General features: G+C 76.1%; 27 protein-coding genes and 1 pseudogene. 24 read left to right on the plus strand and 4 right to left on the minus strand.

Features of this window, described 5'->3' with window-relative positions; all coding sequences use genetic code 11:
• Positions 1–53: 53 nt before the first annotated feature.
• Entirely contained in the window at positions 54–389 is a 336-nt protein-coding gene (locus VER05_RS19185) for a hypothetical protein (protein WP_324846908.1), read from the minus strand.
• Positions 390–526: 137 nt separating this feature from the next.
• On the opposite strand from VER05_RS19185, the gene VER05_RS19190 reads away from it, so the two are divergent.
• From VER05_RS19190 to VER05_RS19205, 4 genes are all read left to right on the plus strand, one after another.
• Complete coding sequence (locus VER05_RS19190) at positions 527–1,009, plus strand: SRPBCC domain-containing protein (protein WP_324846909.1); 483 nt, start codon at positions 527–529, stop codon at positions 1,007–1,009.
• A complete protein-coding gene (locus tag VER05_RS19195; RefSeq protein ID WP_324846910.1) occupies positions 1,006–1,377 on the plus strand; it encodes a metalloregulator ArsR/SmtB family transcription factor in 372 nt (123 codons plus the stop codon). Before VER05_RS19190 ends, VER05_RS19195 begins: the two co-directional genes overlap by 4 nt.
• A gap of 1 nt (position 1,378) precedes the next feature.
• The gene (locus tag VER05_RS19200; protein WP_324846911.1) at positions 1,379–1,825 is read left to right on the plus strand and encodes an SRPBCC domain-containing protein; all 447 of its coding nucleotides are present in this window, start codon (positions 1,379–1,381) and stop codon (positions 1,823–1,825) included.
• 91 nt (positions 1,826–1,916) lie between these two features.
• Positions 1,917–2,771 (plus strand): DUF664 domain-containing protein, encoded by an 855-nt coding sequence (locus tag VER05_RS19205; RefSeq protein WP_324846912.1) that lies wholly within the window; start codon positions 1,917–1,919, stop codon positions 2,769–2,771.
• Positions 2,772–2,782: 11 nt separating this feature from the next.
• Here the strand turns inward: VER05_RS19205 and VER05_RS19210 are convergent, their stop codons facing one another.
• Complete coding sequence (locus VER05_RS19210) at positions 2,783–3,160, minus strand: hypothetical protein (protein WP_324846913.1); 378 nt, start codon at positions 3,158–3,160, stop codon at positions 2,783–2,785.
• 38 nt (positions 3,161–3,198) lie between these two features.
• On the opposite strand from VER05_RS19210, the gene VER05_RS19215 reads away from it, so the two are divergent.
• The 3 genes from VER05_RS19215 to VER05_RS19225 all read left to right on the plus strand — a co-directional run bounded on the left by VER05_RS19215 (position 3,199) and on the right by VER05_RS19225 (position 5,622).
• Positions 3,199–3,720, plus strand: a complete 522-nt coding sequence (locus VER05_RS19215) for a PadR family transcriptional regulator (RefSeq protein ID WP_324846914.1) — start codon at positions 3,199–3,201, stop codon at positions 3,718–3,720.
• A gap of 143 nt (positions 3,721–3,863) precedes the next feature.
• Positions 3,864–4,544 carry an HAD family phosphatase gene (locus VER05_RS19220; protein WP_324846915.1) on the plus strand — a complete coding sequence of 227 codons (681 nt, stop codon included), beginning with the start codon at positions 3,864–3,866 and terminating at the stop codon, positions 4,542–4,544.
• A gap of 88 nt (positions 4,545–4,632) precedes the next feature.
• Positions 4,633–5,622, plus strand: coding sequence for an arginase family protein (locus VER05_RS19225; RefSeq protein ID WP_324846916.1), 990 nt, complete (start codon positions 4,633–4,635; stop codon positions 5,620–5,622).
• A gap of 21 nt (positions 5,623–5,643) precedes the next feature.
• Here the strand turns inward: VER05_RS19225 and VER05_RS19230 are convergent, their stop codons facing one another.
• A complete protein-coding gene (locus tag VER05_RS19230; RefSeq protein ID WP_414647661.1) occupies positions 5,644–6,558 on the minus strand; it encodes a RecB family exonuclease in 915 nt (304 codons plus the stop codon).
• Positions 6,559–6,715: 157 nt separating this feature from the next.
• Here VER05_RS19230 and VER05_RS19235 point away from each other — a divergent pair, with 157 nt between their 5' ends.
• The 17 genes from VER05_RS19235 to VER05_RS19315 all read left to right on the plus strand — a co-directional run bounded on the left by VER05_RS19235 (position 6,716) and on the right by VER05_RS19315 (position 23,253).
• Positions 6,716–7,831 carry a site-2 protease family protein gene (locus VER05_RS19235; protein ID WP_324846917.1) on the plus strand — a complete coding sequence of 372 codons (1,116 nt, stop codon included), beginning with the start codon at positions 6,716–6,718 and terminating at the stop codon, positions 7,829–7,831.
• Between the two features lie 11 nt (positions 7,832–7,842).
• Positions 7,843–8,916 carry a tRNA (adenine-N1)-methyltransferase gene (locus tag VER05_RS19240; RefSeq protein WP_324846918.1) on the plus strand — a complete coding sequence of 358 codons (1,074 nt, stop codon included), beginning with the start codon at positions 7,843–7,845 and terminating at the stop codon, positions 8,914–8,916.
• Between the two features lie 111 nt (positions 8,917–9,027).
• On the plus strand, positions 9,028–10,656 hold the full coding sequence (gene arc, locus VER05_RS19245; RefSeq protein WP_324846919.1) for a proteasome ATPase: 1,629 nt from the start codon (positions 9,028–9,030) through the stop codon (positions 10,654–10,656).
• 144 nt (positions 10,657–10,800) lie between these two features.
• A complete protein-coding gene (locus VER05_RS19250) occupies positions 10,801–11,526 on the plus strand; it encodes a DUF4956 domain-containing protein (protein ID WP_324846920.1) in 726 nt (241 codons plus the stop codon).
• The gene (locus VER05_RS19255; RefSeq protein ID WP_324846921.1) at positions 11,523–12,326 is read left to right on the plus strand and encodes a VTC domain-containing protein; all 804 of its coding nucleotides are present in this window, start codon (positions 11,523–11,525) and stop codon (positions 12,324–12,326) included. Before VER05_RS19250 ends, VER05_RS19255 begins: the two co-directional genes overlap by 4 nt.
• 94 nt (positions 12,327–12,420) lie before the next feature.
• Positions 12,421–14,298, plus strand: a complete 1,878-nt coding sequence (locus tag VER05_RS19260) for a carbohydrate-binding domain-containing protein (protein ID WP_324846922.1) — start codon at positions 12,421–12,423, stop codon at positions 14,296–14,298.
• Positions 14,299–14,337: 39 nt separating this feature from the next.
• Positions 14,338–15,984 carry a depupylase/deamidase Dop gene (gene dop, locus VER05_RS19265; protein WP_324846923.1) on the plus strand — a complete coding sequence of 549 codons (1,647 nt, stop codon included), beginning with the start codon at positions 14,338–14,340 and terminating at the stop codon, positions 15,982–15,984.
• A gap of 156 nt (positions 15,985–16,140) precedes the next feature.
• Positions 16,141–16,335: a ubiquitin-like protein Pup gene (locus VER05_RS19270; RefSeq protein ID WP_147796615.1), complete on the plus strand. Its 195-nt coding sequence runs from the start codon at positions 16,141–16,143 to the stop codon at positions 16,333–16,335.
• 3 nt (positions 16,336–16,338) lie between these two features.
• The gene (prcB, locus tag VER05_RS19275; RefSeq protein WP_414647662.1) at positions 16,339–17,208 is read left to right on the plus strand and encodes a proteasome subunit beta; all 870 of its coding nucleotides are present in this window, start codon (positions 16,339–16,341) and stop codon (positions 17,206–17,208) included.
• On the plus strand, positions 17,205–17,930 hold the full coding sequence (prcA, locus tag VER05_RS19280) for a proteasome subunit alpha (protein WP_324846924.1): 726 nt from the start codon (positions 17,205–17,207) through the stop codon (positions 17,928–17,930). The genes prcB and prcA overlap by 4 nt, the downstream gene beginning before the upstream one ends.
• An 11-nt stretch (positions 17,931–17,941) precedes the next feature.
• Positions 17,942–19,303, plus strand: coding sequence for a Pup--protein ligase (gene pafA / locus VER05_RS19285; protein ID WP_324846925.1), 1,362 nt, complete (start codon positions 17,942–17,944; stop codon positions 19,301–19,303).
• A 110-nt stretch (positions 19,304–19,413) separates the two neighbouring features.
• Complete coding sequence (locus VER05_RS19290; RefSeq protein ID WP_324846926.1) at positions 19,414–20,319, plus strand: FKBP-type peptidyl-prolyl cis-trans isomerase; 906 nt, start codon at positions 19,414–19,416, stop codon at positions 20,317–20,319.
• 2 nt (positions 20,320–20,321) lie between these two features.
• Complete coding sequence (gene hisF, locus VER05_RS19295) at positions 20,322–21,092, plus strand: imidazole glycerol phosphate synthase subunit HisF (protein WP_324846927.1); 771 nt, start codon at positions 20,322–20,324, stop codon at positions 21,090–21,092.
• Positions 21,093–21,154: 62 nt separating this feature from the next.
• On the plus strand, positions 21,155–21,367 hold the full coding sequence (locus tag VER05_RS19300; protein WP_324846928.1) for a hypothetical protein: 213 nt from the start codon (positions 21,155–21,157) through the stop codon (positions 21,365–21,367).
• Between the two features lie 37 nt (positions 21,368–21,404).
• Positions 21,405–22,034, plus strand: coding sequence for a dephospho-CoA kinase (coaE, locus tag VER05_RS19305; protein ID WP_324846929.1), 630 nt, complete (start codon positions 21,405–21,407; stop codon positions 22,032–22,034).
• On the plus strand, positions 22,031–22,738 hold the full coding sequence (pcp, locus tag VER05_RS19310; protein WP_324846930.1) for a pyroglutamyl-peptidase I: 708 nt from the start codon (positions 22,031–22,033) through the stop codon (positions 22,736–22,738). The genes coaE and pcp overlap by 4 nt, the downstream gene beginning before the upstream one ends.
• A 161-nt stretch (positions 22,739–22,899) precedes the next feature.
• Positions 22,900–23,253 carry a hypothetical protein gene (locus VER05_RS19315; protein WP_324846931.1) on the plus strand — a complete coding sequence of 118 codons (354 nt, stop codon included), beginning with the start codon at positions 22,900–22,902 and terminating at the stop codon, positions 23,251–23,253.
• Between the two features lie 28 nt (positions 23,254–23,281).
• On the opposite strand, the pseudogene VER05_RS19320 reads toward VER05_RS19315, so the two are convergent.
• A pseudogene (locus VER05_RS19320) lies at positions 23,282–23,495 on the minus strand (hypothetical protein); the annotation flags it as partial.

Consider the following 23,495-nt stretch of genomic DNA (forward strand, 5'->3'; position numbering starts at 1 on the left):
GGCCGGAGCGCGGGAGCCCGGCCCGGGCGACCCGTCCGGGCGCCCGGGCGGTCTCAGCGCGGGGCGGCGACGCCGGCGGCGCCGGAGCGGGCGGCGGCGCGCCGGCGCAGGTGCACCCGGAGCAGGGCGTGCAGCACGACGTTCAGCCAGGCGCAGCCGACCGCCAGCGCCACCACGGTGGCCGTCGCCCACGTCGCCGGGCCGAGCAGCAGGCCGAGGGTCCAGGGCAGGCCGAACGGCAGCGTGGCGAGCAGCGCCAGGCCGGCGCCGATGTTCGCGTCCTCGACCGGCCGCGACGCCAGCACGACGAGCAGCGCGGTGACGACGGCGACGACCGCCGCGTGGGTGATCAGCAGGCGGGGGGCGCGGCGCGGTCCGGGGGAGGCCATCGCCCCATCGTCCCCGGCGAGGCGCCGCACCGCCGCCCGAGGTGGGGGTCTCGCGTGGTGCAACCGGGGGTTGCGCCTCACGTCGCGCCGCCGTACGCTGATGCGCAACCGAACGTTGCGCACACCGAGGAGGCACCGTGGAACGCCGAGACACCGAGCCGGGCACCATCGAGCGCGAGATCCACGTCGCCGCGACCCCCGAGGTCGTGTACGAGGTCGTCAGCCGGCCCGAGCACCTCCGTCGGTGGTGGCCGGACGACGCCGCGCTGCCCGAGCCCGTGCCGGGCGCGGAGGGCGAGCTCGTCTTCGGCCGCCGGGGCGAGCCCGGGACCGTCGTCGAGCGCATGACCGTCGTCGAGGCCGACCCGCCGCGCACGTTCTCGTTCCGCTGGACCCACGGCCCGGGGGAGGCCGCGACCGCGGCGACCTCCCTGCTCGTCACGTTCGCGCTCGAGGCCACCGCGACCGGGACCCGGCTCACGCTGACCGAGACCGGGTTCCGCGAGCGGGGGTGGGAGGTCGCCGTCCTCGAGGAGCGGTACGCCGACCACGTCCGGGGCTGGGACCACTTCGTCCCGCGGCTCGAGGCGTACCTCGACCGGCTGGCGGTCGCGCCGTGAGCGTCGACGACGCGCTGTGGTCCGCCGTCGGCGACCCCACCCGGCGGCGGCTGCTCGACGCGCTGCTCGCCGACGGCGGGGGGACCGCGACCAGCCTCAGCGCGGTCGTGCCCGTCACCCGGCAGGCGGTGGCCAAGCACCTCGCCGTCCTCGACCGCGCGGGCCTCGTGCACGGCGTGACCGAGGGGCGGCAGCGGCGGTACCGCGTGGACGACGCCCAGCTCGCGCGCGCCGCGGCGCAGCTCGACGCCGTCGGGCGCACCTGGGACGCGCGGCTGCGGCGCATCGCGGGCCTCGCCGAGGCGATCCAGCAGCAGCGCGACGAGTCGGCGGCCGGCCGGCCGCCGGCGACGACGGAGGAGGACTGACGTGGTGGACATCCGGCACCGGCTCGGCGTGCGCGCCGCCCCGGCGGACGTGTACGCCGCCCTCGCGACGGCCGAGGGCGTGGCGGGCTGGTGGACGCGGGACACCCGCGGCGACGGGGAGCCGGGCGGCCGCCTGGAGCTCGCCTTCCGCGGCGCCGACGCCCCCTACGTGATGGAGGTCGTCGACGCCGCGCCGGGGGAGCGGGTGCGCTGGCGGGTCGCGCAGGGCCCGGCCGAGTGGGTCGGCACCCACGTCGACTTCCGGCTCCGCGCGGCCGGCGACGTCACCGTCGTGCTGTTCACCCACGAGGGCTGGGCCGAGCCCGTCGAGTTCCTGCACCACTGCAGCACCAAGTGGGCGACGTTCCTGCTCAGCCTGCGCGAGCTCGTCGAGACCGGCCGCGGCCGGCCCCAGCCGCACGACCTGTGGGTCGACGACTGGGGGTGACGGGCGCGACCGGCGGGGCGGCCCGCGGGCGTGCCGCGCCCGTCCCGCCGGCCCGGGGCGCGCCCCGACGCGCGCCGCTACCGTGGGCCGCATGGGCGGGCGGATCACGGCGGAGGAGTTCCGGGCGGCCGACGGCGTCGCGGACTGGCGGGTCGGGCCGGACGGCGCGCACGCGCGGTTCCGCACCGGGTCGTTCGCCGCGGGGGTCGAGCTCGTCGACGCGATCGGCGAGCTCGCCGACGCGGCGGACCACCACCCCGACGTCGACCTGCGGTACCCGTCCGTCGCCGTGCGGCTGGTCTCGCACGACGTCGCGGGCCTGAGCGCGCGGGACCTCGACCTCGCCCGGCGCATCTCGGCCGCGGCGCGCGAGCTCGACATCGCGGCCGAGCCGGTCGCGGACGCGCCGCCGGTCGTCGACGCGCAGGGCCGCACCGAGCCCGTCCCGGACGGCGACGAGGTGCAGACCCTGCTCGGCTTCCTCGACTTCCACCGGGCGACCCTGGAGTGGAAGACCCGCGGCCTCGGCGCCGCCGCGCTGTCGGCCACCGTCGGCGCGTCCTCGATGACCCTCGGCGGCCTGCTCAAGCACCTCGCCTACGTCGAGGACGACTGGTTCTCCCGCGCGCTGCACGGCCGGGACCGCGCCGAGCCGTGGGCCGCCGTCGACTGGTCGGCCGACCGCGACTGGGAGTGGCACTCCGCCGCCGACGACTCGCCGGACGACCTGCGGGCGCTCTGGCTCGCCGCCGTCGAGCGGTCCCGCGCGGACGTCGCGGCGGCCCTCGGGGCGGGCGGTGTCGACGCCCCGGCGGCCCGCGCGTGGCCGGACGGCCGGACCCCGCACCTGCGGTGGGTCCTCACCCACATGATCGAGGAGTACGCCCGGCACAACGGGCACGCGGACCTGCTCCGCGAGGCGGCCGACGGGTCCGTGGGGGAGTAGGCCGCGCCGCCTCAGGACGACGCGACCGCGCCGGTCAGGAGCGCGAGGACGAGGCAGGTGGGCGCCATCGTCCACGCCTCGGCCCGGCTCCGGGAGACCGCGTTCAGCAGGACGCCCGCCGCGAAGTACGCGGCCAGCACCCAGGCGGCGACCCGGGCGAACCCGCCCGGCAGCACCGCGACCACCCCCGCGCGGTCGAGCACGACGACGGCCATGCCCGCGTACAGCGCCACCGACACCGCGCTGCCCACCCGCAGCCGCGTCGGCAGCACCTCGTGCCCGCCGCCCCAGACGAACCGGCCGAGCGGCGCGCCGGACGCGACCAGCACCTGCAGCACGCCGAGCGCGCCCAGCACCACCACCACGACCGCCGCCGCCATCTCCGCCATGGCGTGACTGTCGTATATCTGACAGATATAGTCAACCCATGGCCCGTCCCCCCGCGCAGACCGACCTCGCCGTCCTCGGCGCGCTCTCGCTGGCCCCGATGTCGGGGTACCGCGTGCGCCAGGAGATCGTGAGCACCCTCGGCCACTTCTGGACCGAGAGCTTCGGCCAGATCTACCCGGCGCTCGCCCGGCTGGAGGCGAGCGGGGACGTCGGGCGCGACGACGCGGGACGGTTCGCGCTCACGCCGGCGGGCCGCGACCGGCTGCGCGCGCTGCTGCAGACGCCGCCCGAGTTCGGGCCGCCCCGGAACGGCCTGCTGCTGCGGCTGTTCTTCGGCCGCGCGGCCGGGCGCCGGACCTGCCTCGACCTGCTCGCCGAGACCGAGCGGGAGGTGACCCGGCGCCTGGCGGGGCTGGCGGACGTCCGCGCGACGCTCGACCCGGCGGACCCCGACGAGCGGTACGCCCTGCTCACGCTGTCCGCCGGCGAGCACCAGGGCCGGGCGACGCTCGCCTGGATCGCGGAGACGCGCGCCGCCCTCGAGTCCTGGGCGGACTGAGGACGCCCCGCGCGCCGCTCCGGACGCAGCCGCCCCGCGCCCGCGCGCGCCCCGGCCGACACCCGCCGTTCACCCTCGCTCACCGACCCCGGGTACCGTCGAGGGCAGCACCCCGCCCGCACCAGCACCCGGAGCCGCACGCCGTGAACGACGCCCGACCCGCCCTGCCCGCCGCGGTCCTCTGGGACATGGACGGCACCCTGGTCAACACCGAGCCGCTCTGGATGGCGGCCGAGACCGAGCTGGTCGAGTCCTGGGGCGGCACCTGGACCCACGAGGACGGGCTCACCCTCGTCGGCAACCCGATGAAGGTCTCCGGCGAGATCCTCCGGCGCCGCGGCGTCGGCCTCACGGTGGACGAGATCGTCGACTTCCTCAACAAGCGCGTCGCCGCGGCGGTCGCGCAGGACACCCCGTGGCAGCCGGGCGGCCGCGAGCTGCTCGCCGCCCTCGCGGCGGCGGGCGTGCCGCAGGCGCTCGTGACGTCGTCCTACCTCGAGCTCGCCGAGCCGTTCGCCCAGGTCGCCGGCGTGTTCGCGACCGTCGTCGCGGGCGACGAGGTCGAGCGCCCCAAGCCGGATCCGCAGCCGTACCTGCTGGCGGCCGAGCGGCTGGGCGTCGACATCGCCGACTGCGTGGTCGTCGAGGACTCGCCGACCGGCATCACCTCCGGCGTCGCCGCCGGCGCGCGCGTGCTCGCGGTCGAGGTGTTCCGCGAGCTGCCCGACATCGCGGGGCTGAACAAGACCGGCTCGCTCGCCGACGTGTCGCTCGACGACTTCGCGCGGATCCACTCGGGCGCGGTGCTCGACCTGCTCGGCTGACCCGGCCGGACCCGCTCGGACCGGCACCGCGCGCGACCCGCGACGCCTCCGGCCGCCGCCCGGCGACCCCGGGCCCTACCGTCGTGCCATGACGGCGGGCCGCGACCGGCACTGGGGCGTCCTCGGCGTGCCGTCGAGCCGGGCGGCGCACTGGCCCGGGCTCGAGAAGGGCCCCGCCGCGCTCCGTGCCGCGGGGCTCGTCGAGGCCCTGGCGGCCGGGGGCGCGTCCGTGACCGACCACGGCGACCGGCCGGTCGCGCGGTGGCGCGCGGGCACCGGGGCGGGGGCCGGTGCGGGGGCCGGTGCGGGCGGAGGTGCGGGCGGGAGGACGGGCGGCGGCCCGCACGACGCCGACGGCGTGGCCGCGGTGCTCCGGGACGCCCGCGACGCGCTGGCCGCCGTGCTGGCCGCGGGGGAGACTCCGCTGGTGCTCGGCGGCGAGTGCACGCTCGCCCTGCCGCTCGTCGCCGCCGCGGCGGCCGCGCTGGGCGACGTCGGGCTGGTCTACGTCGACGGCGGCCAGGACCTGCAGCTGCCCGCCGACCACCCCGAGGAGCCGATCCTCGACTCCATGGGCGTCGCCCACCTGCTCGACCTGCCGGGCAGCGTCGGCGCGCTCGCCGGGCTGGGCCCGCGCCGGCCGCTGCTGGACGCGCGGGCGCTGTGCTTCCTCGGGTTCGGCGACGACGACGAGGACGTGCACGGCCTGGTGCCGAGCCCGCGGGTGCCCGCCGCGGAGGTGGCGGCCGACCCGGAGGGCGCCGCGGCCCGCGCGCTCGCCGCGGTCGCCGGCGCCACCGCGGGTGGGGGTGCGGACACGGCGGCGCGGCCGTTCCTCGTGCACCTCGACGTCGACGTGCTCGACGCCCTGCTGCTGCCCGGCGCGGACATCCCGCAGTACGGCCGCGGGCTCACGCTCGACGTGCTCGTCGCGGTGCTGGAGCCGCTCGTGGCGGACGCGCGGTTCGCCGGCATGACGCTCGTCGAGCACAACCCCGACCACGACCCCGACGGCGCGTCGGCCCGGCGGCTGGTCGCGGCGCTGGCCCCGGTGCTGGCGGCGCGCCGCGAGCCGTGACCGACGCTGCCCGCGTCGCGCTCAGGACGCCCGTGCCACCGGTGTGATCCCGATCGCCCGCTCCACCGCGCCCTCGGGCACCTCCGGCGGCGTGCCGCCCCACGCGGGGCACACCGCCCGGTGCGCGCACCAGTCGCACAGCCGGGACTTCCGCGGCCGCCACTCGCCGGTGCGCGCGGCCTCCTCGACCTGCGCCCACAGCGACCGCAGCCGCAGCTCGAGCGTGCGCATCTCGGCCTCGGACGGGGCGTGCCGGAGGATCTGCCCGTCGCCGAGGTAGACGAGCTGCAGCAGCTTCGGCAGCACGCCGCGCTCGCGCCACAGCACGTAGGCGTAGAACCGCATCTGGAACAGCGCCGAGCCCTCGAACCCCGGGTTCGGCGACTTCCCGGTCTTGTAGTCGACGACCCGGAGCGCACCGTCGGGCGCGACGTCGATCCGGTCGACGATCCCGCGCAGCTGCGGGCCGTCCGCCATGAGCGTCTTCACCGCGAGCTCCCGGTCGCCCGGCTGCAGCCGGTTCGGGTCCTCCAGCGTGAAGTAGGTGTCGAGCAGCAGGCGGGCGCTGCCGAGCCAGGCCTCGCGCTCGTCGTCGGTGGCGAACATCGTCAGCACCTCGGGCGACCGCTCCAGCAGCGCGTCCCACGCCGCGGGGACGAGGCCGTGCGCGGCGGCGGGGGTGCGCTCGCCGAGCGGCAGGTCGTACAGCCGCTCCAGCACCGTGTGCACGAGCGTCCCGCGCGCCGCGGCGAGGCTGGGCGGCTCGGGCAGCTTGTCGACCACCCGGAACCGGAACAGCAGCGGGCACTGCTGGAAGTCGTTGGCGCGCGACGGCGACAGGCCCGGGACGCGCGGCTCGGGCGCGGCCTCGACGTCGCCGGCGTCGGCGCCGTCGGCGGACACGGGGGCGAGCAGCTGCGGGTCGGTGGTCGTCACGGTGACGAGCCTAGGCGCCACCACCGACACCCCCGCCGCGCGCCGCGCAGGCCGGCCCCGGCCGGGCGGCCCGTCGCCCGGCCCGCGCCCCCGCTCGGCCCGCGCCCCCGCCCGGCCGCGCAGCCCGGCACGCAGCCCGGCCACGTAGCCTTCCCCCGTGGCAGAGAGAACGCGGGGCTGGGTCGTCGGGCGCGTGGCGGGGACGCCGGTCGTCCTGAGCCCCAGCAGCCTGCTCGTCGTGGCGGTCATCGCCCTGGTGTTCGCCCCCTCGGTCCGGTACCGCGCCCCGGGCCTCGGCACGGGCTCGACCTACGTCGTGGCGCTCGTCGTCGGGGTGCTCCTGCTGCTGTCCGTCCTGGTCCACGAGCTCGCCCACGGCCTGACCGCCCGCGCCCGCGGCCTCCAGGTGCGCGAGTACGCGCTGACGCTGATCGGCGGCCACACCGCGTTCCACGGCCGGATCACGCCGTTCACCGAGGGCCTGGTCGCGGTCGTCGGGCCGATCGCCAACCTCGTGCTCGCGGGCGTGCTCTGGCTCGCGGCGGCCACCGTCGACCCGCACGGCCTGCCCGCGCTCGTGCTGTACGCCGCCGCGTACAGCAACGCCTTCGTCGGCCTGTTCAACCTGGTGCCGGGCCTGCCGCTCGACGGCGGCATGGTGCTGGAGTCGATCGTGTGGGGCGCGACGGGGGACCGGCGGCGCGGCGCGCTCGTCGCGGGCTGGGTCGGCCGGGTGTTCGCGGTGGGCTTCGCCGCCTGGGTGATCCTGCTCCCGATGGTGCGCGGCGGCAGCCCCGACCTGTGGGCCGTCGCCTGGGCCGCCCTCGTGGGCGCGTTCCTCTGGTCGGGCGCGTCCGCGGCGATCCAGGGCGCGCGCTCGGGCCGGGCGGTGGACGCGCTGCACGTCGGGTCCGTCGGGATGCGCGCCGTCGGCGTCCCGGCCACCGCCGTGCTCGCGCAGGCCGACGCCGCCCGCGGGCAGACGGGCGCCGACGCCGTCGTGCTCCTCGCCCCCGACGGCCGCCCCGCGGCGTACGTCGACCCGCAGGCGGCCAACGCCGTCCCGGCCGCCGACCGCGCCCACGTCCCGCTCACCGCCGTCGCCGTCACGCTGCCCGCCGGGGCGGTCGTCGACGCCGCCCTGCGCGGCCCCGAGCTCGTCCAGGCGGTCGCCGCGGTGTCCCGGTTCTCGCCCGTCGCCGCCGCCGTGCAGGACGGCCGGGTGGTCGCCCTCGTGCGCAGCGCGGACGTGGCGGCCGCGCTGCGCCCCTAGGATCGACCCCCGTGACCGAGCAGACCCCCGCGCCCGAGCCCGCCGCCGCCCCCACGCCGACGGGCGCCGACCAGCGCCGCGGCCTGCTGCGGGTGGGGGAGCGCGTCCAGCTGACCGACCCGCGCGGCCGGCTGCACACCATCACGCTCGCGCCCGGTGCGACCTTCCACACGCACAAGGGCTACTTCCGGCACGAGGAGCTCATCGGCGCGCCCGAGGGCACGACCGTGACCAGCAGCGGCGGCGTCGAGTACCTCGCGCTGCGCCCGCTGCTCAGCGACTACACGCTGTCCATGCCGCGCGGTGCCGCCGTCGTCTACCCCAAGGACGCCGGCCAGATCGTCGCCATGGCCGACATCTACCCGGGCGCCCGGGTCGTCGAGGCCGGCGTCGGCTCCGGCGCGCTGACCCTGTCCCTGCTGCGCGCCGTCGGCGACGGCGGCCGGCTGCACTCGATCGAGCGCCGCGAGGACTTCGCCGCGATCGCCCGCGGCAACGTCGAGACCTTCTTCGGCGGCCCGCACCCCGCCTGGCGGCTGTCCGTCGGCGACCTGTCCGACGTGCTGCCGCAGGCCGAGGCGCCCGGGGAGGTCGACCGCGTCGTCCTCGACATGCTCGCGCCGTGGGAGAACCTCGACGCCGTCGCCGCCGCGCTCGCCCCCGGCGGCGTGCTCATCGCCTACGTCGCCACCGCGACCCAGCTGTCCCGGCTCGCCGAGGACGTGCGCGCCGACGGCCGGTACACCGAGCCCCAGGCCTGGGAGTCGATGGTCCGCGGCTGGCACCTCGAGGGCCTGGCCGTGCGCCCGCAGCACCGGATGATCGGCCACACCGGCTTCCTCCTCACCACCCGCCGGCTCGCCGACGGCGTCCTGCCGCCGCTGCGCAAGCGCCGCCCGGCCAAGGGCTCCCAGCCGGGCGAGGCCGCGCTCGTCGACGAGGTCGGCGACGTCGTGACCAGCAGGTCCTTCCAGGAGGTGCCCGACGCCGAGTGGACCCCCGAGGCCCTCGGCGAGCGTGCCGTCTCCGACAAGAAGGTCCGGAAGGTCCGCCGCGACGTGGGCCAGGCGCCCGAGGCGGACTGACCCCGCGCCGCCCCGGCGAGGCGGCGCCGCTGCGATTGACACGTGTGGTTAGGGTCTCCCCACGACAGCCCCACAGCGCCGTGAGGTCGACCCGCGATCGGAGGTACCGCGATGACGGAACCGACAGCACGCGACCTGCAGCGCGAGCTCGCGCTCCTGGCCGCCAAGAACGAGCGCATGTCCGACGCGCTCGTGGCCGCGCGCGACCAGATCATCGAGCTCAAGCGCCAGATCGACGACCTCGCGAAGCCCCCGGGCACGTTCGCGACCTTCCTCGCCGCGCGCGAGGACGGGACGGTCGACGTCGTGTCCTCGGGCCGCAAGATGCACGTCGGGGCCAGCCCCGCCATCGACGTCCACCGGCTGCGGCCGGGCCAGGAGGTCATGCTCAACGAGGCGCTCACGGTCGTCGAGGCCGGCGGCTACGAGCAGGTCGGCGAGCTCGTGACCGTCAAGGAGCTCATCGGGCGCGAGCGTGCGCTCGTCGTGGGCCGCGGCGACGAGGAGCGCGTCGTGCGGCTCGCCGGCCAGGTGCTCGACGGCTCCGTCCGGGTCGGCGACGCCCTGACGGTCGAGGCCCGCAGCGGCTTCGTGTTCGAGCGGGTGCCCCGGGCGGAGGTCGAGGACCTCGTGCTCGAGGAGGTGCCGGACATCGACTACACCGACATCGGCGGCCTGGGCCCGCAGATCGAGCAGATCCGGGACGCCGTCGAGCTGCCGTTCCTGCACCCGGACCTGTTCCGGGAGCACGGCCTCAAGCCGCCGAAGGGCGTCCTGCTCTACGGCCCGCCCGGGTGCGGCAAGACGCTCATCGCCAAGGCCGTCGCGCACTCGCTCGCCGCGACCTCGGCCCGCGCCCGCGGCGAGGAGGTCACCGAGGCCAAGTCGTACTTCCTCAACGTCAAGGGCCCCGAGCTGCTCAACAAGTACGTCGGCGAGACCGAGCGGCACATCCGGCTGATCTTCTCCCGGGCCCGCGAGAAGGCCTCGCAGGGGCACCCCGTCGTGGTGTTCTTCGACGAGATGGAGTCGCTGTTCCGCACCCGCGGCACCGGCGTCTCCAGCGACGTCGAGACGACGATCGTCCCGCAGCTGCTCGCGGAGATCGACGGCGTCGAGCGGCTGGAGAACGTCATCGTCATCGGCGCCTCGAACCGTGAGGACATGATCGACCCGGCGATCCTGCGGCCAGGCTGCCTCGACGTGAAGATCAAGATCGAGCGCCCCGACGCCGAGGGCGCGCGCGAGATCTTCGCCAAGTACCTCACCCCGGACCTGCCGATCCACGCCGACGACCTCGCCGAGCACCACGGCTCCACCGCCGCGGCCGTCGACGCGATGATCGCCCGCGCCGTCGAGCGGATGTACTCCGAGAACGAGGAGAACCGGTTCCTCGAGGTCACCTACGCCAGCGGCGACAAGGAGGTCCTGTACTTCAAGGACTTCAACTCCGGCGCGATGATCCAGAACGTCGTCGACCGCGCCAAGAAGTCGGCGATCAAGGACCTGCTCGCCACCGGCCAGCGCGGCCTGCGCGTCGAGCACGTGCTCACCGCGTGCGTCGACGAGTTCAAGGAGAACGAGGACCTGCCGAACACCACCAACCCCGACGACTGGGCGCGCATCTCCGGCAAGAAGGGGGAGCGCATCGTGTTCATCCGCACGATCGTCCAGGACAAGAAGGGCGAGGAGGCCTCGCGCCGGATCGAGAACGTCACGAGCACGGGGCAGTACCTGTAGCGGTCCACCGCACCGGGGCACCGACCGGGCCCGCCGTCGACTCAGACGGCGGGCCTTGCTCGCGCACAGGGACCCCACAGCGCCGCGCGGCTTGATGGTCGTACCCGGTTCGCCGGGCGTTCATCCCCGACCCGCGAGGTGCCCATGCCTGCCGCCGTCCTGTTCGCCGCCGACCTCGTCGCCATCGGCGTCCTGACCTTCGCCCTGTACTTCCCCCGGCATCGCCGGCGCGACCTCGTCGTCGCGTTCCTCGGCGTGAACGTCGGCGTGCTCGCCGTCGCCGGCGCCCTGTCGACCAGCACCGTCGGCGCGGGGCTGGGCCTCGGCCTGTTCGGCGTGCTGTCGATCATCCGGCTGCGGTCGTCCGAGATCGACCAGCGCGAGGTCGCGTACTACTTCGCGGCGCTGGCGCTCGGGCTCATCGGCGGGCTCGGCTCGTCGCTCGGGGCGCTCGCGCTCGTGCTCATGGCGATGGTGCTGGTCGCGCTGTACGTGGGCGACCACCCGCGGCTGCTGCGGGGGTACCGGCAGCAGGTCGTCGTGGTCGACCGCGCGTTCGGGGACCACGCCGCACTCGTCGCGCACCTCGAGCAGCTGCTCGGCGCCCGGGTGCACGGCGCGACCGTGCAGCGGCTCGACCTGGTGGACGACACCACCGTCGTCGACGTGCGGTACGCCGCGGCGCCGGCGGGCGCGCGGGGCGGGGCAGACCCGCGGCTCGCGGCGCCGGCGGTCCCGGCCGGGCACGCGCAGCGCGCGGGGCTCGCCGGGCACGCAGGGCACGCCGGGCACGGCGGGCACGCCGGCGGTGCCGCGTCCGCCGGCGGGACCGCGGCGCCCGCGCCGACCCTGTCCGGGATCGCGCGGTGACCGGCGCCCTAGGCGTCGCTCGGGCGGATGCCGCGCCGCACCTCGCCGGCCTCGCGCGGCTGCCCGCGATCGGCCTCGACGAGCTCCAGGCCACGGCCGCGCTGCAGACCCGGGTCGACCGCAAGTACGTCCTCCCGCTCGCCGCGCTGCCCGGGCTCCTCGCCGCCCTCCCCGACGGCACCCGCCGGCTCGTCATCGACGGGCGGGACGCCTTCGGGTACGAGTCCGTCTACTTCGACACCCCGGACCTCGACGCGTACCACCTCGCCGCCGGCCGCCGGCGCCGGCGGTACAAGGTCCGCACCCGCACGTACACCGACACCGGCGGCTGCTGGCTGGAGGTGAAGACCCGGGGCCCGCGCGGCACCACCGTCAAGGACCGCCGCGAGCACGACGTCCGCGACCGGTCCGACGTCGGCGAGTCGCTGGCGTACGTCGTCGGCACCCTGCGCGGCCACGGCGTCGTCCTGCCCGACGCGGGACCGGGGGACGAGCCGCTGCTCGCCCCGACCCTCACCACCCGGTACCGCCGCCGCACCCTGCACCTGCCGGACGGCGCGCGGCTCACCGTCGACACCGGGCTGGAGTGGCGGGGCGCGCGCTCCGCCGCCGCCGTCCCCGCGCACGCGGTCGTCGAGACCAAGAGCGTCGGCAGCGCGTCCGCCGCCGACCGCGCCCTGTGGGCCCTCGGCCACCGGCCCACCCGCATCTCGAAGTACGCCACCGGGCTGGTCGTCCTCGACCCCGCCCTCGGCGGCCGGCCGTGGCGGCGCACCCTGCGCCGCTCGCTCGCCGCCTGACCCGCCACGCCGACCCCGCGGCACCCCCGCGGCACCCGCCCCGCGTGACCCACGACCCGCCGCGCCACCCCGACCCCCACGAAGGAGCCCCACCGTGCGCCGACCCCGCCGCGTCATCGCCGTCCCCGCCGTCCTGCTCAGCCTCCTGCTCGCCGGCTGCACCGCCGACGCCCTCGCCGACACGAGCACCGGCGCGTCCGACGTCGCCGACACCGCCGACACCGCCGGCACGACCACCGCCACCGACGTCGCCGCCGGCGCCACCGCCGAGGAGGTGCTCGCCGCGAACGCCGAGGTGCACGAGGTCGAGGACGCCGGCAGCGCCACCGGCACGATCACCCTCGCCGGCGACACCGCCACCTCCGACGCCGACGGAGTCACCGTCGACGGCTCCGTCGTCACCATCACCGCCGGCGGGACGTACACGCTCGCCGGAAGCCTGGACGACGGCCAGGTCGTCGTCGACGCCGGGGACGCCGTCGTGCACCTGGTGCTCGACGGCGCCGACATCACGTCGTCGACGGGCGCCGCGCTCGTGATCAGCAGCGCGGGCTCGGCGGTGGTCGAGCTGGCGGACGGGTCGAGCAGCACGCTGACCGACGCCGCGACCTACGCCGACGCCGACGCCGAGGACGAGCCGAACGCCGCCCTGTTCAGCACCGCCGACCTCACGATCACCGGCGACGGCGCCCTCGCCGTCACCGGCACCGCGAACGACGGCATCACGTCGAAGGACGGCCTGGTCATCGAGTCCGGGCAGATCACCGTCGACGCCGTGGACGACGGCATCCGGGGCAAGGACTACCTCGTGGTCGAGGGCGGCACGATCGACGTCACCGCCGGCGGCGACGGCCTGAAGGCGGACGACGACAGCGACGCGACCGCGGGCTTCGTCGTCGTCTCGGGCGGTGACGTGACCGTCGCGGCCGGGGGCGACGGCGTGGACGCCGAGACCGACGTCGTCGTCACCGGCGGCACCCTCGACGTCACCGCCGGCGGCGGCAGCGGCACCGAGCCCACCGACGAGACCTCGACCAAGGGCGTCAAGGGCGGCGCGAGCGTCGTGGTCGGCGGCGGCACCCTCACCGTCGACGCGTCCGACGACGCCGTGCACTCCAACGGCATCGTGTCGGTCACGGACGGCGACCTCACCCTCTCCAGCGGGGACGACGGCGTGCACGCCGACGCGGCCCTCGACGTCACCGGCGGCGCGATCGACGTGCTGACCGCCTACGAGGGCCTCGAGGCCGAGGCGATCACCCTCGCCGGCGGGGACATCACCGTCGTGGCGTCGGACGACGGCATCAATGCCGCCAGCAGCGCCACGGGCAGCACCGAGGACGCCCAGGGCGACTGGGCCGGCCCCGGGGGCGAGTCCGCCGGCACCGCCAGCCTCACCGTCACCGGCGGCACGATCGCCGTCGACGCCGGCGGCGACGGCCTGGACGCCAACGGCACGCTCACCATCTCCGGCGGCACCGTCGTCGTGAACGGGCCGACGGACGACGGCAACGGCGCGATCGACGCGGACAGCACCCCGTCCGTCACCGGCGGCACCCTCGTCGCCGCGGGGTCCTCCGGCATGGCCATGGCCCCGGGCACCGACGGCCAGGGCTGGGTCTCCGCGACCTTCGACACCGCCCAGGCCGCGGGGGTGACGCTGGCCGTCGTGGACGCCGACGGCACCGTCGTCGCCACCTTCACGCCGACCAAGCAGATCACCTCGCTGGTGATCTCGGCCGCGGGCCTCACCGCGGGGGAGCAGTACACCGTCGTCTCCGGGGCCACGGCGTCCGGCGACGCGGTCGCCGGGTACACGACCGCCGGCGACGCCTCCGGCGCGACCGAGGTGCTGACCGTCACCGCGGGGGAGCACGCCGCGGGGATGGGTGGCGGCATGGGCGGCGGCGGCCAGCCGGGCGGCGCGCAGGGCGGCGGCCAGGCACCGGGCCGGCCGGGCTCGCAGGGCTGACGCGCCGCGCGCGGCCCACCCCGACATAGGGTGGGCCGCGTGACCGTGCGCCGCGTGATGGGGATCGAGACCGAGTACGGCGTGCTGCAGCCCGGCCGCCCGACCGCCAACCCGATGCTCCTGTCCAGCCACGTCGTGGCCGTGCACGCCGCGGCCCGCCAGGGCGGCCGCGCCAAGGCCCGCTGGGACTACGACGACGAGGACCCCCTGCAGGACGCGCGGGGCTTCCACCTGCAGCGGGCCGCGGCCCACCCGTCCCTGCTCACCGACGACCCGGCCCGTCCGGCCCCGTCCGGCGACGGCGCCGCCTCCGACCGGCCCGGCGACGGCCCGCAGGAGGTCGCCCGGTCGCTCGTCGAGGAGTACGAGGACCCCGGCGCGGCCAACGTCATCCTCACCAACGGCGCCCGGCTGTACGTCGACCACGCCCACCCCGAGTACTCCTCGCCCGAGGTCACCAACCCCCTCGACGCCGTCCGGTGGGACCGCGCGGGGGAGCTGGTCATGCTCGCCTCCGTGCGCGCCCTGGCGTCCACCCCGGCCCTGCCGGACGTCGCGCTGTACAAGAACAACGTCGACGGCAAGGGCGCGACCTACGGCACCCACGAGAACTTCCTCGTCGAGCGCTCCGTCCCGTTCGCTGACCTCGCGGCGCGCCTCACGCCGTTCCTCGTCACCCGCCAGGTGTTCACCGGCGCCGGGCGCGTCGGCCTCGGCCAGCGCGGCGAGGAGCCCGGCTTCCAGCTCTCCCAGCGCGCCGACTACATGGAGGCTGAGGTCGGCCTCGAGACCACCCTGCGCCGGCCCATCGTGAACACCCGCGACGAGCCGCACGCCGACCCCGACAAGTGGCGCCGGCTGCACGTCATCATCGGCGACGCCAACCAGCTCGAGGTCGCGACCTACCTCAAGCTCGGCACGACTTCCCTCGTGCTCTGGCTCGTCGAGCGGATCGCCGACGGCTCCGCCGCCGACCTCGGCCGCGCCCTCGACCGCCTCGCCCTCGCCGACCCGGTCGGCTCCGTGCACGCCGTCAGCCACGACCTGGCGCTCACCCGGAAGCTGCACCTCGCCGACGGCCGGCTGCTGACGGCCATCGAGATCCAGCAGGAGTACCTGGCGGCCGTGCGCACCGCGATCGGGCGGTCCGTCGGCGCCGGCACCGGTGACGGGCCCGACGCGCAGACCGCCGACGTCCTCGCCCGGTGGGGGTCCGTCCTCGACCGGCTCGCGACCGACCCGGCCTCCTGCGCCCGCGAGGTCGAGTGGCTCGCCAAGATGCGGCTCCTCGAGGGTCTGCGGCGTCGCGACCACCTGGAGTGGGACCACCCGCGGCTCGCCGCCGTCGACCTCCAGTGGTCCGACGTCCGGCCCGAGCGCGGCCTCTACCACCGGCTCGTCCAGGCCGGCGCCGTCGAGCGCCTCGTCGCCGACGAGGACGTGCGCGCCGCCGTCACCGCCCCGCCCGACGACACCCGCGCGTACTTCCGCGGCCGGGCCATCGCCCGGTTCGGCGCGCACGTCTCCGCGGCCAGCTGGGACTCCGTCGTCTTCGACGTGCCCGGCGCGCCCACCCTGCAGCGGGTCCCCATGCGCGACCCGCTGCGCGGCACGCGGGCGCACGTCGAGGGCCTGCTCGAGTCCTCCCCGGACGTCGCGAGCCTCCTGGCGGCGCTCGGCTCCTGACCTGCGGGGCGCCCGCGCCGGGCCGCCCGCGCCGCCCGCGGCGACGACGCGCGCGGCCCCCACGGGAATGCGCGCCGACCAGGGCCTAGGGTGGTGCCACTGCGGGTCGCACGCCCAGCGCGCGCGGCCCGTGCCCGACTACCGCCGGAGGTGGACATGGCTGGTCAGGAGCGTGCACGGGACCGTCGCGAGGACGACGAGCCCGTCGACGGGCCCGACGTCGAGCAGGTCACCGCAGCCGCGCAGCAGCGCGACGCCGAGGTCGACGCCCTCCTCGAGGAGATCGACGACGTCCTGGAGACCAACGCCGAGCAGTTCGTGCGCGGGTTCGTGCAGAAGGGCGGGCAGTGACGCGTGCCGACGGACCCGCTGATCCCGGCGGGGCGGCTGCCCGGGGCGTTCACCACCCCCGGGTCGTCCTCCTTCGTCGACTTCCTCGCCCAGCACGCCCCGGACCTGCTGCCCGGGCGGCGCGCCCCGCTGCCCGTCGGTGACGTGAGCCCCGGCGCGGGCGCCCCGCACGCCACGACGATCGTCGCCCTGTCCTTCGCCGGGGGCGTGGTCATGGCGGGCGACCGCCGCGCCACCATGGGCTCGCAGATCGCCTCCCGGGACATCGAGAAGGTCTTCCCGGCCGACGAGTACTCCGCCGTCGGCATCGCCGGCACCGCGGGGCTCGCGGTCGAGCTCGTGCGGCTGTTCCAGCTCGAGCTCGAGCACTACGAGAAGATCGAGGGCACCCTGCTCTCGCTCGACGGCAAGGCCAACCGGCTCGCCACCATGATCCGCGGCAACCTCGGCCTCGCCCTCCAGGGCCTCGCCGTCGTCCCGCTGTTCGCCGGCTTCGACCTCGACCGGGGGACCGGGCGGATCTTCTCCTACGACGTCACCGGCGGCCGGTACGAGGAGCACCAGCACCACAGCGTCGGCTCGGGGTCCGTGTTCGCGCGCGGCTCGCTCAAGAAGCTCTGGCGGCCCGGGCTCGACGCCGCCGAGGCCGTGCGCGTCGCCGTCGAGGCCCTCGTCGACGCCGCGGACGACGACTCCGCCACCGGCGGCCCCGACACCTCCCGGCGGATCTGGCCCGTCGTCGCCACCGTCACCGCCGCCGGCTACCTGCGGGTGGGTGACGACGACCTCGGCGAGGTGGTGGCCCGCGTGCTGGCGGACCGCGCCGAGGGCCACGCCCGCGCCCGAGCGCACGAGGAGGACCCGACGCGATGAGCATGCCCTTCTACGTCTCGCCCGAGCAGCTGATGAAGGACCGGGCCGACTACGCGCGCAAGGGCATCGCCCGCGGCCGCTCCGTCGTCGTCCTGGCCTACGAGGACGGCATCGCGTTCGCCACCGAGAACCCGTCCCGCGCCCTGCACAAGGTCTCCGAGATCTACGACCGCATCGCGTTCGCCGCCGTCGGCAAGTACAACGAGTTCGAGAACCTGCGCGTCGCCGGCGTCCGGTACGCCGACCTGCGCGGGTACTCCTACGACCGCCGCGACGTCAACGCCCGCGGCCTCGCCAACGCGTACGCCCAGACCCTCGGCACCGTCTTCACCACCGAGTCCAAGCCGCTCGAGGTCGAGATCGTCGTCGCCGAGGTCGGCCAGGACGCCGCCACCGACCAGATCTACCGCCTGTCCTACGACGGCTCCGTCGCCGACGAGCGCGGCTTCGTCGTCATGGGCGGCCAGGCCGAGCGCCTGCGCGAGGAGGTCGCCGGCTCCTGGACCCCCGGCATGCCGCTGGCCGAGGTGCTGCAGCTCGCCGTCCGGGTGCTCGGTGCCCCCGCCGACGGGGCCGACGAGGACGACCGCCGGGTCATCCCCGCCGCCCAGCTCGAGGTCGCGGTCCTCGACCGCACGCGCCCGCGCCGCGCGTTCCGGCGCCTGTCCGGCGTGGTCCTCGAGGACCTGCTGGGCTCGGCCGCAGCACCCGACCTGCCCTGAGGAGCCACCCCATGGACCGACGCATCTTCGGCCTGGAGACGGAGTACGGCGTCACCTGCGCCGCCGACGACGGGCGCGGGCTGTCCGCCGACGAGGTCGCCCGGTACCTGTTCCGCAAGGTCGTCGCGTGGGGGCGCTCCTCCAACGTCTTCCTGCGCAACGGCTCCCGCCTCTACCTCGACGTCGGCTCCCACCCGGAGTACGCCACCGCCGAGTGCGACGACTGGCGCCAGCTCGTCACCCACGACCGCGCGGGCGAGCGCATCCTCGAGGGCCTCGTCGCCGACGCCCAGCAGCGCCTCGAGCACGAGGGCCTGTCCGGCCGGATCCACCTGTTCAAGAACAACACCGACTCCGCCGGCAACTCCTACGGCTGCCACGAGAACTACCTCGTCCGCCGGCAGGGCGACTTCGCCCGGCTCTCCGACGTCCTCGTGCCGTTCCTCATCACCCGGCAGATCCTCACCGGCGCCGGCAAGGTCCTCGCCACCCCGCGCGGCGCGGTGTTCTGCCTGTCCCAGCGGGCCGACCACATCTGGGAGTCCGTCTCCTCGGCCACCACCCGGTCCCGGCCCATCATCAACACCCGCGACGAGCCGCACGCCGACGCCGAGCACTACCGCCGGCTGCACGTCATCGTCGGCGACTCCTCCATGTCCGAGACGACCACCATGCTCAAGGTCGGCTCCACCGACCTCGTCCTGCGGCTCGTCGAGGCCGGCCTGCCCATGCGCGACCTGACCCTCGAGAACCCCATCCGGGCCATCCGCGAGATCAGCCACGACGTCACCGGCACCCACCCCGTCACCCTCGTCAGCGGGCGCACCGTCACCGCCGTCGACCTCCAGGAGGAGTACCTCGGCCGCGTCCAGGACTGGGTCGCCGCCGAGTCCGACCCCACCCCCGAGGTCAAGCAGGTCCTCGAGCTCTGGGAGCGCGGCCTGCGCGCCCTGCGCACCGGCGACCTGTCCCTCGTCGAGCGCGAGCTCGACTGGGTCATCAAGTACCGGCTCATCGAGCGGTACCGCGCCAAGCACGGCCTCGACCTCTCCGACGTCCGCGTCGCCCGCATGGACCTCGCGTACCACGACATCTCCCGCACCGAGGGGCTGTACAACCTGCTCGCCCAGCGCGGGCTCGTCGAGCGCGTCACCACCGACGTCGAGGTCTTCGAGGCCACCTCCGTGCCCCCGCAGACCACCCGCGCCAAGCTCCGGGGCGAGTTCGTCCAGGCCGCCCAGGAGGCCCGCCGCGACTACACCGTCGACTGGGTGCACCTCAAGCTCAACGACCAGGCCCAGCGCACCGTCCTGTGCAAGGACCCCTTCCGGAACGTCGACGACCGGGTGGAGCGGCTCATCGAGTCCATGTGACCCCACCCCGCGCGGGGTCTTCACCGGACCCGACCGAGGGGGCGTCCGGAGGGGCCCGCCGGGACCCGTACAGTGGGCGCGCACCTTGCAGGACCCTCGGAAGGAACGACGTGCGACGACTCGTGGCCGCCTGCGCCGCCGCGGCGATGCTGCTGCTCGCGGCCTGCTCCGCGCAGGACCCGGAGCCCCCGGAGGTCGTCGTCACCGGCGACGCCGGCTCCGCGCCGACCGTCACCTACCGCACGCCCCTCAGCGTCCCCGAGGCCACCCACGAGGTCGTCTGGCCCGGCACCGGGCCCGACCTCGTCGAGGGCCGCCCGGTCCTGCTCGACTTCTGGCTCGAGGACGCCTCCGACGCCTCCCTGGTCAAGGAGTCCTACACCTCCAGCCCCACCCCGCGGCTCCTCACCGAGGAGGACCTCGGCAAGGACCTGTACGCCACCCTCTCCGGCCAGAAGGTCGGCGCGCGCCTGCTGCAGCTCAGCCCCGCCTCCGACGCCAGCGCCTCGTCCTACCCGACCGTGACCGTCCTCGACGTCCTGCCCATCCGCGCGTCCGGCGAGCCCGTCGCCCCGCGCGAGGGCATGCCGGCCGTCACCCTCGACGACGACGGAGCCCCGTCCCTCGCGCCCACCGGCACCGAGCCGCCCGGCGACCTCGTCGTCCAGCCGCTCCTGCGGGGCACCGGCACCCAGGTCTCCGAGGGCGACGTCATCACCGTCCAGTACACCGGCTTCGTCTGGTCCACCGGCGAGGCCTTCGACTCCACCTGGACCAACGGCAGCCCCAACACCTTCCCGCTCGAGGACGTCCCGGCGTGGTCCGAGGCCCTCGTGGAGCAGACCGTCGGCAGCCAGGTCATGGTCGTCGTCCCGCCCTCCTACGCGCTCGGCGCCACCCAGAGCGAGGAGCTGCAGGGGCAGACCATCGTCTTCGTCATCGACCTGCTCGCCACCCGCGCCCCCGCGGCCGACGACAGCGACCCGAGCGCCACCGCCGCGCCGGAAGGGGAGTGAGCATGTCCGTCGCCCTCCGCGTCATCCCGTGCCTCGACGTCGATGCCGGACGCGTCGTCAAGGGGGTCAACTTCGCCAACCTGCGTGACGCCGGCGACCCCGTCGAGCTCGCGCGCCGGTACGACGCCGAGGGCGCCGACGAGGTCACCTTCCTCGACGTCTCCGCCTCCTCCGGCGACCGCGAGACCACCTACGACGTCGTGCGGCGCACCGCCGAGGAGGTCTTCGTCCCCCTCACCGTCGGCGGCGGCGTCCGGTCCGCCGACGACGTCGACCGGCTCCTGCGCGCCGGCGCCGACAAGGTCGGCGTCAACACCGCCGCCATCGCCCGGCCCGAGCTCATCGCCGAGATCGCCCACCGGTTCGGCAGCCAGGTCCTCACCCTCTCCGTCGACGCCCGGCGCGTCACCGGCGACACCCGCACCGACTCCGGCTACGAGGTCACCACCCACGGCGGGCGCCGCGGCACCGGCATCGACGCCGTCGCGTGGGCCGTGCGGGCCGCCGACCTCGGCGCGGGGGAGATCCTGCTCAACTCCATGGACGCCGACGGCACCGAGGCGGGCTTCGACCTCGAGATGCTGCGCGACGTCCGGCGCGAGGTGCGCATCCCGCTCATCGCCTCCGGCGGCGCCGGCACCGTCGAGCACTTCGCCGCCGCCGCCGACGCGGGGGCCGACGCCGTCCTCGCGGCCAGCGTCTTCCACTTCGGGCAGCTCACCGTCGGGCAGGTCAAGGACCACCTGCGCGCCACGGGGCACACCGTCCGCTGACGCACACGGGCCCGGTGCCGGAACGCCTGCGCGGGCCCCGGTCGCTCCGGCACAGTCACGTCATGCGCAGCAGCGACGCCCCGACCGGCCGACTCCGGACCTCCGCCGTCTCCGGAGCGGTCGTCGCGCTCTGCGGGGTCGTCCTCGCCGCATTCGCCGCCCAGGCCGGGCGGACCCTGTCCCTCGTCGTCGCCTGCGTCCAGGTCGCTGCCGGTGTCTGGATCCTCGTCGACAACGGGCGGGAGCTTCGCCGCCGGGCTGCGCGCGATCGGTGAGGTGCGGTCCTGCGCCCCGGCACGGCACGATGGGGCGATGCAGCGCATCGGACTGACCGGGGGGATCGCGGCCGGCAAGTCGGTCGCGGCCGAGCGTTTCGCCGCGCGGGGCGCCGTCCTCATCGACTACGACCAGCTGTCCCGCGACGCCGTCGCGTCCGGGTCGGCGGGTCTCGCGAGCGTCGTCGAGGCGTTCGGGGAGGGCATCCTGCTGCCCGACGGCACCCTGGACCGGCCCGCCCTCGGAGCGGTCGTCTTCGCCGACGCGGGCGCGCGCGAGCGGCTCAACGGCATCGTCCACCCCGTCGTCCGTCGGCTCGCCGCCGAGCGCGAGGCCGCCGCTGCCACCGCCGACCCCGGCGCCGTCGTCGTGCACGACGTGCCGCTGCTCGTCGAGACCGGCCGCGCTGACGCCTTCCACCTCGTCGTCCTCGTGCACACCCCAGCCGTGCTGCGTGTCGAGCGCCTCGTGCGGACCCGGGGGCTCGAGCGCGCCGAGGCCGAGCGGCGCATCGCCGCCCAGGCCTCCGACGACGAGCGGCTCGCCGTCGCGGACGTCGTCCTCGACGGCTCCGGCGCGCCCGAGGACCTGCAGCGGCAGGTCGACGAGCTGTGGGACCGGCTCGCCGCCGAGCGGCACGACGAGCAGGAGGTGGACGCCCCGTGAGCGCGGGCGCCGTGCGGGCCGACGACGCGCCGGCCGGGGGAGGTGGAGCGGTGCCGACCGTGCTGCTCACCGGCTTCGAGCCGTTCGAGCAGCAGCCGGTCAACGCCTCCTGGGCCGCCGTCCGGGCCGTGGCGGAGTCCTGGGACCAGGCCGGCGAGCGCGCGGCCCTCGTCACGGCTCTGCTGCCCGTCTCCTTCGCCCGTGCCCCGCGGCGGCTCGCCGAGCTCCTGCTCGACATCCGCCCGTCCCTCGTCGTCGCCGTGGGCGAGGCGGGTGGCCGCTCGGCCGTGTCCGTCGAACGCGTCGCCGTGAACGTGCAGGACGCCCGCATCCCCGACGAGGACGGCGCCCAGCCCGTCGACGTGCCCGTGATCCCGGGTGGCGACGCCGCGTACTTCTCCACCCTGCCGGTCAAGGCGTGCCTGACGGCGCTGCGCGACGCGGAGGTCCCGGGCGAGGTGTCCAACACGGCAGGCACGTTCGTCTGCAACACCATCGCCTACGCCCTGGCCGATCAGCTCGCCGCGGGGCGCGCCCCGGGTGCGCGCGGGGGGTTCGTCCACGTGCCGCGGCTGCCCGAGCAGGTGCCGCACGGCGCGCCGTCCCTGGGCGTCGACGCGGCAGCCGAGGGGCTCAGGGCCGTGCTGCGCGCCGCCCTGCGCACCACGGAGGACGTGCGGCTCGCGGCGGGGACGCTGGCCTGACGTCGCAGCGGTCGGCACCTACGCACGTGTCGGCCGCGCGCACCGTCCGCTTCGGGCGGGCGCATGCTCGGGGGCGTCTGAGTCCCGAGCCCCGGAGGGGTGCGTGCGGCGTGCGCCGGAGTCGTCTGGTCCTGGTCCCTGTCGGAGCGATCCTCGCCGGGATGGTGCTCGCGGCGTGCGCAGCGGCACCTGACCCGGCGCGGCCGGGGCCGGACGACGCGTCCGCCGTCGCGGTGACGCTCATCGAGGTACGCGCCGCCGCGGAACGCGCCGTCGCCTGCATGCGCTCGGGTGGGGTCGAGGCGCGGTATGCGGAGGACCTCCGGCACGACGGCGTGCCCCTGCCCGGGTGGCGCGCGCGGCCGGCGGCACGGGCTGAGAGCCCGGACGACGCCGTGGTCGAGGCCTGTGACGAGCGAGAGTTCGCCGACGTCAGCCGCGCCTACCAGACGCAGGGCGGGCTGGAGCGGGTGACGGTCCACCTCAGCCAGGGGAGCGCCGGCGCCCTCCCGTGATGCGGGGCGCCGCCGCCGGGCGGCTCGGCTAGTACGGCGGCGACGGCTGCCCCGTGCGCGATCGTCCGCTGAGGTGCACCGCAGGTTCCTCGGTCCCGGGTCGGACGCGGAAGGCGTGCCCGGTGGGGGTGCGCCAGACGAACTCGCCGGCGGTGGGTTGGTGCACGCGCAGGATGCCGGCGGTCTTGAGCCGGTGGTGGGTGCGGCACAGGGGCCCGAGGTTGTGGGCGCAGGTGGTCCCC

It is taken from the genome of Cellulomonas sp. (genome assembly GCF_035634735.1).
Lineage (GTDB): Bacteria > Actinomycetota > Actinomycetes > Actinomycetales > Cellulomonadaceae > Cellulomonas.